This is a genomic window from Paenibacillus sp. JNUCC 35 (genome assembly GCF_058269095.1).
The window spans coordinates 3,951,790-3,964,630 of record NZ_CM177771.1; the positions used below are offsets into that span (position 1 = coordinate 3,951,790).

The 12,841-nt window shown below is 53.8% G+C and carries 12 protein-coding genes; 3 read left to right on the forward strand and 9 right to left on the reverse strand.

The features are described 5' to 3' along the window. Positions 1 to 133: 133 nt before the first annotated feature. The 8 genes from AC2TF6_RS17635 to AC2TF6_RS17670 all read right to left on the reverse strand — a co-directional run bounded on the left by AC2TF6_RS17635 (position 134) and on the right by AC2TF6_RS17670 (position 8,344). Positions 134 to 1,102, reverse strand: coding sequence for a GNAT family N-acetyltransferase (locus AC2TF6_RS17635; protein ID WP_491307865.1), 969 nt, complete (start codon positions 1,100 to 1,102; stop codon positions 134 to 136). Between the two features lie 286 nt (positions 1,103 to 1,388). Beyond that, a complete protein-coding gene (locus AC2TF6_RS17640) occupies positions 1,389 to 2,249 on the reverse strand; it encodes a carbohydrate ABC transporter permease (protein WP_491307866.1) in 861 nt (286 codons plus the stop codon). Positions 2,250 to 2,267: 18 nt separating this feature from the next. Beyond that, a complete protein-coding gene (locus AC2TF6_RS17645; protein ID WP_016424014.1) occupies positions 2,268 to 3,170 on the reverse strand; it encodes a carbohydrate ABC transporter permease in 903 nt (300 codons plus the stop codon). An 87-nt stretch (positions 3,171 to 3,257) separates the two neighbouring features. Further along, positions 3,258 to 4,679, reverse strand: coding sequence for an ABC transporter substrate-binding protein (locus tag AC2TF6_RS17650; RefSeq protein WP_491307867.1), 1,422 nt, complete (start codon positions 4,677 to 4,679; stop codon positions 3,258 to 3,260). Positions 4,680 to 4,711: 32 nt separating this feature from the next. Next, entirely contained in the window at positions 4,712 to 5,626 is a 915-nt protein-coding gene (murQ, locus tag AC2TF6_RS17655; protein WP_491307868.1) for an N-acetylmuramic acid 6-phosphate etherase, read from the reverse strand. 390 nt (positions 5,627 to 6,016) lie between these two features. Beyond that, the gene (locus AC2TF6_RS17660) at positions 6,017 to 6,880 is read right to left on the reverse strand and encodes a MurR/RpiR family transcriptional regulator (RefSeq protein ID WP_491307869.1); all 864 of its coding nucleotides are present in this window, start codon (positions 6,878 to 6,880) and stop codon (positions 6,017 to 6,019) included. A 448-nt stretch (positions 6,881 to 7,328) separates the two neighbouring features. Beyond that, positions 7,329 to 7,835 (reverse strand): pantetheine-phosphate adenylyltransferase, encoded by a 507-nt coding sequence (gene coaD, locus AC2TF6_RS17665; RefSeq protein WP_491307870.1) that lies wholly within the window; start codon positions 7,833 to 7,835, stop codon positions 7,329 to 7,331. Further along, positions 7,832 to 8,344, reverse strand: coding sequence for a metallophosphoesterase (locus tag AC2TF6_RS17670; protein ID WP_491307871.1), 513 nt, complete (start codon positions 8,342 to 8,344; stop codon positions 7,832 to 7,834). The genes coaD and AC2TF6_RS17670 overlap by 4 nt, the downstream gene beginning before the upstream one ends. A gap of 469 nt (positions 8,345 to 8,813) precedes the next feature. Here AC2TF6_RS17670 and AC2TF6_RS17675 point away from each other — a divergent pair, with 469 nt between their 5' ends. Genes AC2TF6_RS17675 through AC2TF6_RS17685 form a run of 3 tightly spaced genes read left to right on the forward strand, consistent with a single transcriptional unit; the run spans position 8,814 to position 11,180 of the window. After that, positions 8,814 to 9,068, forward strand: a complete 255-nt coding sequence (locus tag AC2TF6_RS17675; RefSeq protein WP_491307872.1) for a FeoA family protein — start codon at positions 8,814 to 8,816, stop codon at positions 9,066 to 9,068. Next, complete coding sequence (locus AC2TF6_RS17680; protein WP_491307873.1) at positions 9,065 to 9,796, forward strand: FeoB small GTPase domain-containing protein; 732 nt, start codon at positions 9,065 to 9,067, stop codon at positions 9,794 to 9,796. The genes AC2TF6_RS17675 and AC2TF6_RS17680 overlap by 4 nt, the downstream gene beginning before the upstream one ends. After that, the gene (locus AC2TF6_RS17685; RefSeq protein ID WP_491307874.1) at positions 9,774 to 11,180 is read left to right on the forward strand and encodes a nucleoside recognition domain-containing protein; all 1,407 of its coding nucleotides are present in this window, start codon (positions 9,774 to 9,776) and stop codon (positions 11,178 to 11,180) included. The genes AC2TF6_RS17680 and AC2TF6_RS17685 overlap by 23 nt, the downstream gene beginning before the upstream one ends. Positions 11,181 to 11,608: 428 nt before the next feature. On the opposite strand, the gene AC2TF6_RS17690 is transcribed toward AC2TF6_RS17685, so the two are convergent. Continuing rightward, positions 11,609 to 12,793 carry an anhydro-N-acetylmuramic acid kinase gene (locus AC2TF6_RS17690; protein WP_491307875.1) on the reverse strand — a complete coding sequence of 395 codons (1,185 nt, stop codon included), beginning with the start codon at positions 12,791 to 12,793 and terminating at the stop codon, positions 11,609 to 11,611. Positions 12,794 to 12,841 lie beyond the last annotated feature (48 nt).

Below are 12,841 nucleotides of genomic sequence, written 5' to 3' on the forward strand. Positions count from 1 at the left end.
TTGTCATCGTGTTATTAAATAGAAAAAAGACATCCTTCCAATAGGATGCCTGTTACGGATGGTTAAAACCAGCTGTCCCTTAAAGCCGCATCGGCTGAGGACCTGACCAAAGCTGCACGGAGCGGAGAACCGCCTACAATGCCTTTCGCATGACGGCGAATTGTTTCACGGTCTTGAAGCCCGCCTTCTCGTAAATTCGGATAGCCGGGTTGGTGCTGCCGGTATAGAGGGACATGTAATCCGTCCCTATGCCCTTAAAGGCTTCGCACAGCCTGAAGAAAAGAAGGCTGCCCAGCCCGTGCCCTTCATGATCGGGATGAACGCCGATGCCGGCAAAATAGCCGCGGCCGCTTTCCTGCCGGATAACGGGGCCGGCGAAGCCGACCGCTTGTCCCCGGCGGGCCGCGATAACGACGGGCACGCCGTTTGCCGTACCGGCGGCAATTTCTTTCTGCCACAGCGGGTTGTCGAAGCCCTGCAGCATGGCCTCTATGCCCTCATGCCGGGCGGGATCGAAAAGTCCGACCGTATATCCGTCGGCGGCGGTCCTCTCTTCCTTGGCCCGGATTTCGTCCGGAATAGAAAATCCCGACAGATTCAGGTACATGGCGCATTCCCTGGCGCGTTCGATATACCCTTCGCCGAGCAGAAATCCGTACAAACGGCTGTCCGCCGGAATCCCCGGAGCATTGTTATGTTCATGCCCCGGCGTATCCGGGATGTACCACGGCAGCATCATCGGATTGAAGAAAAGAACGTCGGCCTGCTTTTTACCAAGCTGCCGGAATCGCCCTTCAAGCGCTTCCAGCAGCAGCCGGTAATTCGCATCTGTCTGACGGTCCTCTGACAACACGATGCAGGTGATATAGCCGGCGACGGCGCCCAAAGGCAGGTCGTCGCCTGTGCAGCCGCAGGCGAAACCCGTGACGGTTCCGTCCTCTTCGCGCATAACGAACGTATTGTCTTTGTCAAAGTATGGACTGGACAGGAAAATCTCGTTAAAGCTCCGGCCGGTCAGTTCTTTGTAGCCGTCCTTAACGGCTTCCGTGTTCCACAGCCGGATCACCGCGTCCGAATAGGATTCATTCCATGATTCGATCATGTCGATACTCCCTCCTTGTGCCTCATAAACCTGTTATGTCCGCCGCTGTATGCCCATCCGGCTTGAAAATACCGCAGGCCCCGATCTCCGCCTATAAAAAACGGGCTCCTGTAATCCGCCGAGAGTCTCGGACAAAGCACCCGCACCGGCATCGAAGGAAAGTTCGGATGCCTGCATGCGGGCCGCTTTTCGGAACAAAAGCCCGTCTTGGTTTAGTACGCTGTGATCCGACCAACCCGCTATTTACGTTACGATTAACGGAGATAGCCGAATCGGCGCGCTCGTGTTACCCCTTCACCGCACCGACAGTGACACCTTCAAGGAAGTATCTCTGCAGGCTGAAGAAGAGAACGAACATCGGCAGGGCGGAGATGGCGGCACCCGCCATCATCGGCGCAAAATAAGTCGTGTTTGCAAACCGGAAGTTTTTAAGTCCGACTTGAATGGTCTGCATATCCATCGTATTGGTTACGAGGAACGGCCAGAAGAACGTGTTCCAGCTGTCCATGAACGTCAGGATAGCCATGACGGCCAATACCGTTTTGGACAACGGAAGAATGACCCGGAAATAAATCTGGAACTGATTACAGCCTTCAATCTTGGCGCTTTCGATAATCTCATTCGGAATGCTGCTCATGAACTGCTTGGCAAGGAAGATGTTATACACCGTTACCAGACCCGGCAGAATGAGTGCGCTATACGTATTTTGAATATGAAAGATGTTTACGATCAGGATATAAAGCGGAACTTGCGTAACCTGATACGGAATCATCATCGCGATCAATAGGATGGTAAACAGCATCGCTCTGCCTTTGAATTTGATTTTCGAGAAGGCGTAACCGGCCATACTGGCGAAAATCACATTGGACACCATCACGGTCGTGGCTACGATCAGAGAGTTGAGCAGCCAGCGGATGGAATACTCGCTATAATCGAAGAAAAACTTGTAAGATTCCAGTGTAAATTTGGTTGGAAGCAGGGAATAGCTCACCGCGCCAGCCTCGATCGGATCTCCAAAGGAAGAAATAAGCATAAAGTAAATCGGGAAAAGCGTAGCCAGAGCAAACAGGGTAAGGATTACGATAATGATCGTATTCCGGCTGTATCTGGCCGCGCGATTTCCTGCGTGATTGTTATAGAGCGCCATATCTCGCCCCCCCTTTCCTCAATATTCCACTTCTTTGCCGAGGAATTTGAACTGAACCAGTGAGATCCCCGCGATAATAAAGGCCAAAATCAGGGACTGTGCGGCCGCTTTGCCGAAGTCGAAGTATTTGAATGCATTGTTGAATACGAGCAGGCCAACCATCGTCGTCGCATTGTCCGGACCGCCGCCCGTCATGAGATATGCGTTCTGGAAAACCTGGAACGAGCCGATAACGCCCGTTACGAGCAGGAACAAAGTAGTCGGTTTCAAACATGGAATAACGATATACCAGAGCTTTTTAATAAAGGACGCTCCGTCAAGCTCGGCTGCCTCGTAATAACTCTCATCAATACCCAGCAGCGCGGCCAAGTAAATAATAATGCTTGTGCCGTGACTGGAAAGCCAGGCCATGAGTACCAATGAGAACATTGCGGTAGCGCTTGATCCAAGCCAGTTCTGGTTGCTGATTCCGATGTAGCTGATCAGTTTGTTCAGAATACCCGACGGCATCGGGTCGAAAATCCACAGCCATACGACCGACAAGGCAACGCCGGAAGCTACGGCAGGCAAATAGTAAATCGCTTTGAATGTCGTCTGCAGCTTTTTCTTGAGCGGAAGAATCAGAATCGCAACCGCAAAAGAAAGGAACAAGGCGACAGGCACCGTCAAAACCGTATACACGATCGTATTTACGACGGATTTCCAGAACAGCGGGTCTTTAAAGGTCGCCGTATAATTGTCGAACCCGATAAAGGTGGACCCCAGCGGTCTGTATTTCTGAAAGCTAATGATAAAGGCACTAATAACCGGGTAAGCCGTAAACAGCGCATAGACGAGAAGCGCAACCGCGATAAAGGCATAGCCCCAGGCGCCGTCTCCTCTGATTTTCCGTCTTTTCACCGGTTTAGCTGGTTGAGTCATCTCTCGCACCCCTCTCCATCCTCTAATTCATTCTACATATTCAGATAGCCGCATGTTGAGGCACACGGCTATCCGAATCAAAACTCTCTATTCTTTTACGACACCGTCCGCGCCGAACGTTTGCACGGCTGCCGATTTAACCGCTTCGTACATCGCTTCCGGAGTCATTTCCCCCGAAATTAACGCCTGCAGCTTAGGAATGATGACTTCTTCTTCCAGCTTGATTGCTTTGGCGCCCAGGTCGGCCGGGATATCCGGACGGGCAGGAGCCGCGTTTTTCAGCATCGTTTCAACCGCCGCTTTGTTATCGGCATCGCGGTTAACAGTCATGCTTTCGGCTTCTTTCTTGCCGCTCTTCGTAATGTGAGCGACAAACAGGTCGTTGTTCGTCGTTGCCGCTACTTTACCGCTTGCAAGGAAGTAGGCCGCTTTTACGACGTTGGCTTTATGCTCGGCCGTCGGTTCTTTCGAGCCGCGGAAAGTCACGTAACCGTCGACCGCTACGCTGGACTGCGGTTTTTGTCCGGCGAAGGTCGGAACCGGCAGGACCGTGTATTCAACCGGGATGCTTCCTTTGACGGCGCTGCCGTCTTTGGCTTGCAGCTTCTCGTTGTTTTTCTTGGCGGAGTTCTCGAACGTCGCCAGGCCTTTGCCCGTAATCATGGTTTGACCGGTCAGGAACATGTTCCAGCGTTTACCGGCGTCGATGGAGCTGAGCTCTTTCGGCATGGAGCCGTCATCGATCATCGTACGGATATCTTTTAACACTTCGAGATAGTTTTTGCTGGTGTACGCGTATTTCAGATCTTTAGTGAACGGCGAAGGCATGCCGGCATTTTTGATCAGAATGTTGAGATAGTCTTTGGACGCTACGCCCGCAGTCGCAAACACGAAGCCGTAACGGGATGTTTTGCCGCCTTCGGAAACGACGCCTTTCTTGATCGCTTCGCGGAACTCGTCAAACGTCCATCCTTCTTTCTGGACTTTCTTCCAGTCAATGCCCGCTTTCTCGAGGTATTCGCGGTTGCCGCCGATCGCGTGAACTTCCATATAGCCCGGGAAGCCGTAAAGGCCGTCGCCTTTCTTCATATACTCAAGCGGAGCCGGATCGAAATCTTCCACCATTTCTTTGGTGGCCACATCCTTGATGTTCATCATCATATCCTGCTGCATATACTTGGAAATGCCGTCGGAACCCATGAACGCGATATCAGGAGGGCTTCCGGCATTCACCTGCGTATCGAGCTTCTGTGTAATGTCTTCCCAGCTTGCCGGTTCGATTTTCAGCGTCAGGTTCGGATACAGCGCATTAAAGTCTTTCGCCATCTGGGCAAAATTGTTCTGGTAGGTCGCGGAAACCGGCGGAAGCAGGGCCGTGATGGTGTCTTTGGCGTTCGGATCGCCCGCCGCGCCGCCTTCTTTTTTACCGGAATCTCCGCAAGCCGCCAGTGTGGACATTGCCATGGTTAACGCCAATACCGATGCTGCTGCACGCAATTTTCTTTTCATGAATAACAAGCCTCCCCCAAGGATATGAAAATTTACACCACGTTGGTTGTGGTTCGTATTGCCGCTTTTAAACTTCCCTCGCACTGATCCAGCACCCGCTGCGCCGAAGCCGCGTCCAAGCCGCTTTTGATCATCATGATCGCCAGCTTACAACTCATGGAAGCGCTTTCCAAAACCGCAGCAGCCGTCTTGTCATCCACGCCCGTGGCCGCTTTTATGATGCGTACGGAGCGGTCTTTCAGCTTGATGTTGCTGGCTTTCAGATCCACCATCAGATTGTTGTAGGTTTTGCCGAGCTTCACCATCGTACAGGTCGTAAGCATATTCAGGACCAGCTTCTGTGCCGTACCCGCTTTCAACCGGGTCGATCCCATAATGACTTCCGGCCCGACAACCGGGGCAATGCACACGTCGCAAACGGATTCGAGTTTGGAATGTTGGTTGTTCACAAGACCGATGGTCGCCGCTCCGATTTCCCTTGCCTTGTTCAAGCCGGCAATGACAAATTGCGCGCTTCCGCTGGCCGTGATTCCGATTACCGCGTCTTTGTCCGTTATGCCGCACCGTTCGATAAGGGCGATTCCCTCATCTTTATTGTCCTCAAAACCTTCAACAGCTATTCTTAGTGCCCCATCTCCTCCGGCGATATGCCCCTGCACCCGCAGAGGATCGATACCGAAAGTTGGAGGACATTCAGATGCGTCGAGTACACCGAGCCTGCCCGAAGATCCCGCTCCGATATAGAACATTCTGCCGCCGCTTTTAAGCACTTCATGCAAAATATCAACCGCTTTCACAATTTGCGGTATTTCAGCCGCAACCGCAGCCGGAACCGTCGCATCCTGTTCGTTCATCAGACGCAGCATCTGTTCCGTCGTATATTCGTCTATCCCTTGTGTTTTCTCGTTGATCTCTTCGGTCGTTAGTCTCGCCAGATACTCATCCACAGCTTTCTCCCCCCCATCTGTTTCGTTCAACTTCTTGATTTCATCTTAACGAGAAATTTCAGTTTGGTCAACAGTTTTTGAAATAATATTTTATGATGAAACATTCTATCGTTGTTTTATTTTCTTTTTCTCCTTGCCCTGCGGCATTTCCCTCTTCTTTTCGCGCAAAATAAAAAGGACCTATTCGGTCCTTGATTTGTCTTATTCGATTCGACGGCGGTTTATGCCAGGATTGCAGTCGGCAGGCCGAGAGGTCAACGGCCGTTGTCGTCTATCCGGCCGAAATCGACTTCCGAAGGCAGGTCCTTGTCCTTCATCACGATCAGCAATTTCTCCTGGAGGCGCGCAGCCGACTCTTTCGTCAGAGGCATTCAGCCCCTCCGATTTAAACTAGCGCCGCAGCTTGCCCGCGACGATATTGTGCGTTTTGGTTAAATATTTTTTCACGTGTTTGTATTCCGCGCTTGCTACCCCCGCGAAAAGAATATCCACGACGGTCAGCATGGCTATCCGGGAACCCATCGCGCCGCTGCGGATCGTAATTTCCGGCGTGGAAATGCTGAGCAGGATGTTCGCCTGATCGGCCAGCCGGCTTTTCGTGTACTTCGTTACGGCGATCAGACAGGCGCCGTTCTTTTTGGCGATTTCCAGCGCGTCGAGAATCTCGACCGTTTCTCCCGAATTGGAGATGAAGATGGCCACATCGCCTCTCTCCAGAAGCGTTGCCGCCGTCAGCATACTGTGCCCGTCCGTGTATGTATGACACATCTTGTTGATCCGCGAAAATTTCTGCTCCGCATCGATTCCGACCAGACCGGAGGCTCCGATTCCGAAGAAGGCAATCCGCCTGCACGAGCGAAGCACATCTACGGCCCGCGCAATCTCCCTCTTGTTGATCACCTGGAGCGTATCTTCAATGGACTGGCTGTTGGTGCGGGAAATATTCAGAATAATCGTGGACAGGTCGTCTCCCGGCTGGATATCCCGGTACGGATTCGTATCCTCTTCATGCATAGAGCCGAGGGAAGCCGAAATGCTGACGATAAAGCTGCGGTAGCCCGAATATCCCATCGTTTTGCAGAACCGCAGCACGGAGGCGTCGCTGGTCTTCGTCAGCTGGGCCAGATTTTTGATCGAGAGATGCGGGATTTCCTCCACGTTCTCCAGGATGTACTCGCCCACCGCTTTCTCGACGGGAGTCAGGCTCGTTTTCATTTGGCGGATTTTAATTAAAACGTTATCATTTATGGCCATATTTTTCCCTACTCGCTATAAATTCTTGAAGCTGAACCGGTAAGAAAAGAAGATGAAACGATGTAAACATGGTTGACCTCTAAAACAATTTCATCATAAGCGCAATTATTATAAAATACAAGATTAATAGCTAAAAATGAAAAATAATAGAAATAGAGGGGGAAAGCCCCCTGCCGGAGAGATAAAATGCCAATGAATAGCAGAAAAAGCCCGCAGAATCCGTTCGGACGGACTTGACTGCAAGTTTCCCGGGAATTCCGGAGCAGATACCAGCCATAGAGAAATGACCCGTTGAACCTGGCCGAGATTTCGCCGGATAAGCCATGATCGCAGCCTACACGATCACACGATCCATCCGGGCCAGTACCGCCCCTCCGCCGCAGCGAATGCGGGCGTACCCTCTTGGTGAACGGAAAAGGAACAGAAAGGCCCGGGTCCGGGCCTGGTCTTACCCGTTTCCGCCGCGTCTCTCATTGTTCTCGCTCTCATACATTTGCATCTGCTCGAAAGCGGCCTCGACCATAAAAACTCTGGCCGGTTCGACTTTTCCCGTCGCAATAAACATCCGGACCAGAGAACTGCTCGTCTGCATGTTCGGCGTATACGGCGATAAATAGACGGTATCGGCTTTCGTCGTGTTCCGGATGTACTGTTCCAGCTGCAGTTCGTACTCGAAATCCGTCGCGTTGCGGATGCCGCGGACAATCGCCTTGGCTCCCGTTTCATTGACATAGTCCGCTACGATGCCTTCGAAAGCGACGATTTTGATCCTTTTGCCCGGCGGAATGGAAAGCCTGACCAGCTCGGTCCTCTGCCCGATCGTAAAATGATGCTTCTTGGCACGGTTGTTGGCAACCAGAATGTGAAGCTCGTCGAACAGATTGGTAGCTCTATCAATGACCGACGTATGTCCGAGGGTAATGGGATCGAAGCTTCCCGCGTACACGGCTATCATGCCTGTTCCTCGCTGACGACTACCGCATCCCGGATCTGTTCGAAGGTCAGCGGAGTATAGTCCCAGTGCTCCACGCACACGTTGAAATAGTTCTTGCCCTCATACTTCTGTCCATGGATATGACCGTGCACATTGACGTACGGCATGTGTTTGTTCATATAAACCGGTTCGTGCGACAGCAAGAAGAAATCTTTGTACAGGACCGGGTATTCGCTCACTTCGTCAAATCCGGCTTCCAGCCACCAGGACCGGGACCTGCCTCTGTCGTGGTTGCCCAGAACAAGAAATTTATAGCCGTTCAGCTTTCCGACGATTTCTTGTGTCCTTTCCTGATTCAGAAACGAAAAATCCCCCAGATGAAACACCTTGTCTTCGCTTCCGACTACGGCATTCCATTTTTGAATCATGACGTCTGTCATTTCGTCCGCATCCGTAAAAGGCCGGGACTCGAAATCGATAATAAGTTTGTGCCCGAAATGATGGTCCGAAATAAAAAAATCGTTAGGCATCTCTTACTCCTCCTTACATAAATTTCCGGAATGTTATTCCAATCAGCCGCTTCATACCTGTTAGTTTACCAACTTCGCCGCAAAAAGGCACTAACGTTCAGTTAGTATCCGAACGCCCGGCACGAAGCTGTACCGCTTCTCCGTCCCCCCTGCAAAAACGGAACGGCCCCGCTCCGTGCCCTATCGTTTCATTCAAAATAAAATCAAGTTTTTTAGGGCGAACAAGGTTCCCCCTTTTTGCTTTCACATAAAATGTGGCTAACTAATTAGGACATTCGTTTACGGGCGGCCTTCCCCGCCTTATTCCTATCCCTAAAAGTTTTTCCCTCGAGAAACTTTTTGTTGACAGTCAAAAACTGTTTGCCTATACTAACATCATAAAGCAACGTTAACGGAAGGCGTATTTTCATAAATAAAATTTTGCACTCGGCAAACAGTTTGTCCAAAGGGAAAAAGGAAGGTGAGCCCTATGTCTTTATCGGAATTGTCATTGGACCAGGTCAAGGTAGGAAGCGTTGTCCGGTTAAGCCGGATCGAGGTACAGGGAGGAATGCGAAGACGGCTCCTTGATCTCGGATTCGTCCCGGGTAACCGCGTGGAAGTGATCCAGCGAAGCCCGCTCGGCGATCCGACCGCTTTCCGTGTCAGCAATACAACCATCGCGCTCCGGAAAGAAGAAAGTTCGCTCATTTACGCGGAGCCGGAAGGAGGCGACAGTCTGTGAGAACCTATACCGTAGCACTGGCCGGCAACCCGAACACCGGCAAAAGCACGCTGTTTAACCGGCTGACGGGACTTCGGCAGCATACGGGGAACTGGGCCGGTAAAACCGTGCTGACCGCCGAAGGCGAATTTGAGCGGAACGGAATTTTATACAAGCTCATTGATCTGCCCGGCACGTATTCCCTGTATTCGAATTCGGCGGATGAGGAAGCCGCCAGGGATTACATCATTTTCGAGCAGCCGGACGTCACGCTGGTCGTGCTCGACGCGACTTCGCTGGAGCGGAATTTGAATCTTGCGCTGCAGGTCTTAGAAATGACCAGCCGAGCCGTTGTCTGCATCAATCTGATGGACGAAGCCGAGAAGCTCGGGATCAAGATTGATCTGGATCAGATCCGCGAGAGGCTCGGCGTGCCCGTGGCCGCTATTTCCGCACGCAACAACAAAGGCATCGGCCCCATGCTCGACCTCGTCGAAAAGGTGGCGGAAGGCGTCATTCATCCCGAGCCCCCGCCTATCCCCTACAGCGAAGAAATCGAGCGCCAGGTCCGGGAACTGGAGCCTTTCGTCCGCGAGACGCTCGGAGCCCGTTTCCCGGCCCGCTGGGTCGCGCTCCGTCTGCTCGACGGGGACGAGAACCTCATCGCCTCGCTGAAACAGAGGCTAAACGGCGCGGCGGCGGCACAAGGACAGGGGGTGATGAGCTATGGCCACACCGCATGCAACTAACCGGCCGGATCCGATCGATTCCCTGCTATCCATGGCGCAGACCATCACGAGCGACAGTTCCATCCGGGACGAAATTGTAAGCGACATCTATAAAACAAGCTGCGACATCTGCAATGCGGCCGTCCGCTACGAAGACAGGAAAAAGCTTGCGAGCACACATAAGCTCGACAAAATTCTGACTTCCAAGCTGTGGGGCTACCCCATCATGTTTGCGGTGCTCGGCGCGATCTTCTGGATCACGATTGCCGGGGCCAACGTTCCTTCCGGCTGGATCGCGGATTTCTTCGGTGTAATCGAAGGCTATCTGACGTCAGGTTTCCAAGCCGTCCATGCGCCCGCATGGCTTCACGGCATACTCGTTCTCGGCTTCTTCCGGGGTACCGCCTGGGTAATCTCCGTCATGCTTCCGCCCATGGCGATCTTCTTCCCGATTTTCGCGCTGCTTGAAAATTTCGGCTATCTCCCCCGGGTCGCGTTCAACATGGACCGCCTGTTCAAGAAGTCCGGCGGGCACGGCAAACAAGCCCTGACGATGTCGATGGGCTTCGGATGCAACGCGGCGGCCATCTTGTCCACGCGGATCATCGAATCCCCGCGCGAAAGAATGCTGGCCATCCTGACGAACAACTTCGTCCCGTGCAACGGCCGCTGGCCTACGCTGATCCTGCTGTCCTCTCTTTTCATGGCGGCTGGCGCCTCAGGGGGCTGGCAGACTTTAGGAACCGCTCTGTTCGTCATGGGGCTGGTGCTATTCGGCATCGTTGTTACCTTGTCCGTGTCGTGGGCGCTGTCCAAAACGGCTCTGCGCGGTGTACCCACGCACTACACGCTGGAGCTTCCCCCGTACCGGAAACCCCAGATGTGGAAAACGATCCTGCTCGCCTCCCGCGACAAATCGTGGGCCGTGCTCAAACGCGCGGTAATCGTGGCGGCTCCCGCCGGAATCATCACCTGGATTCTGGGCAACATCATGATCGACGGAACGAGCATCCTTGCCCATACGGCGGCCTTCTTCGATCCGTTCGCCCATCTGATCGGTCTGGACGGCTATATCATCATGGCATTTATACTCGGCCTGCCGGCCAATGAAATCGTTCTGCCGATTCTGCTCATGGGCTACATGTCTTCCGGCGCCATGGTCGATGCGGACGGGCTGGACAACATCAAAGACCTCTTCCTGCAACATGGCTGGACCTGGCTGACGGCTCTTAATATGATGCTGTTTTCGCTGCTTCACTATCCGTGCGGCACGACCCTGTACAACATTTATAAAGAGACCAAGAGCACGAAATGGACCATTCTTTCGGCCCTTATCCCTCTGGCTATCGCCATCCTGGTTACATTCGCCACCGCCCAAGCGGCCAGAGCGTTCGGATGGGTGTAAGCAATCTTATACAAAAAGAGAACGGACTGGACCGTGTAAGGGCCTGAACCGTTCTCTTTTTAGTTTGCCGTTCGAGAAACGATCTACATCTTATAATTAAAGAAACAGCCCAAAATGAGGATACGGGCGGGGAAATGTACAGCAAAATCGAAAAACGGTGAGCACGGATAGCCCGCACCCCCCGCCCCACTTTAAAAGCACAAAAAGAGACCGTCCAACCGGCGGTCTCTTTATGCTGTTTCCCTGAAGTTCATGGAGTCCCCCTGCGCAAGCACAAAGAGACACCGCCATAATCAGCTGTGCCTCCACCTATCTTTATAAGCTTTTCTAACAATCGTCTACGGCTAATAACCGGCTACGGTTCGCTTTTTAGCAGCTCTGCTTAGGCGAACCGCCTGGCTTGCCGCAGCAGAGCAGCAGCGGGATTTTTACGGAAGCGCAAGCTTCCCCATCACGGTCGGACGCGCCGCCCCCGTTGCGGAGGGCAGATTGTTGGGAATGCCGCGCAGGAAGTCATTGCCGAGCAGCGCGAAAATGACGGCTTCCTTGGCGTCGTCATGCACACCGAGCGAGCCCGAGGTCGTTACATGCTGGTCCGGCAGCAGCTCCGCGAGCATCGACAGCAGCGTCCGGTTGTGGGCACCCCCGCCGGAAACGATGACCTCGTCCACGCGGCAGCGCGGAAACACGAACCGCCGGCAGCCTTCGGCAATCGTGCGGGCCGTGAACGCCGTGGCCGTCGCCACGATGTCCGCCTCGGCCAGTCCGAGGGCTTTCGCCCGCGCGATAAAATCGGCCGCGTACGCTTTGCCGAACACTTCGCGGCCGGTTGATTTGGGCGGCTTCACCCGGAAGTACGGATGCGTCATGGCGTCTGCGACAAGCCCTTCATCCGCACGTCCCTGCGCCGCCCACGAGCCGCTTTCGTCATAGGAATGCCGGCCGCCCGACAGCTGATAGACCACCTGGTCGATCACCATGTTGCCCGGCCCCGTGTCGAAAGCGAACACATCGGACGGCCCCGCCTGAGGGGGCAGGACCGTGCAGTTGCCGATGCCGCCTATATTCTGAAGCAGGCGGCCTTTCGTTTCATGGCGGAACAGGATGAGATCGCCATAAGGGACCAGCGGCGCGCCCTGTCCGCCGACCGCCATGTCGGCCGGACGGAAGTCGCCGACGACAGGGACGCCCGTCCGCTTGGCGAGGACGGACAGGTCGCCGAGCTGGAGCGTCGAGCGGACGAGGTACGGATCGGCAGCATCACCCTCGGGGATGTGCCAGACCGTCTGTCCGTGAGAGGCGATGAAGCCGATGCGGTCCATGGTCAGACCCGCTTCGCGCACCGCCTCCAGCGCGGCTTCCGCCATCCGCTCGGCGAGGAAAACGTTCATTCCGCAGACGAGCGCAACGTCCGAACGGGCGACGGAGCAAAGATCTTTCAGCTTTTCCCGCAGCGCGTCGTCGTAGGGCCTGCTGTGGAAATGCAGCAGCTCCAGCCGGGTATCCAGCCCGCTTCCGTTTATCCGCACAACCGCGGCATCGATCCCGTCCAGCGAGGTCCCGGACATCAGCCCGATTGCGATTACTTCCTCTTCCTTTATGCCGAGTATCATGTTTACCCCTCCCAAGTTCGTCTCCGTGCATCCGAACAACTATGTGGA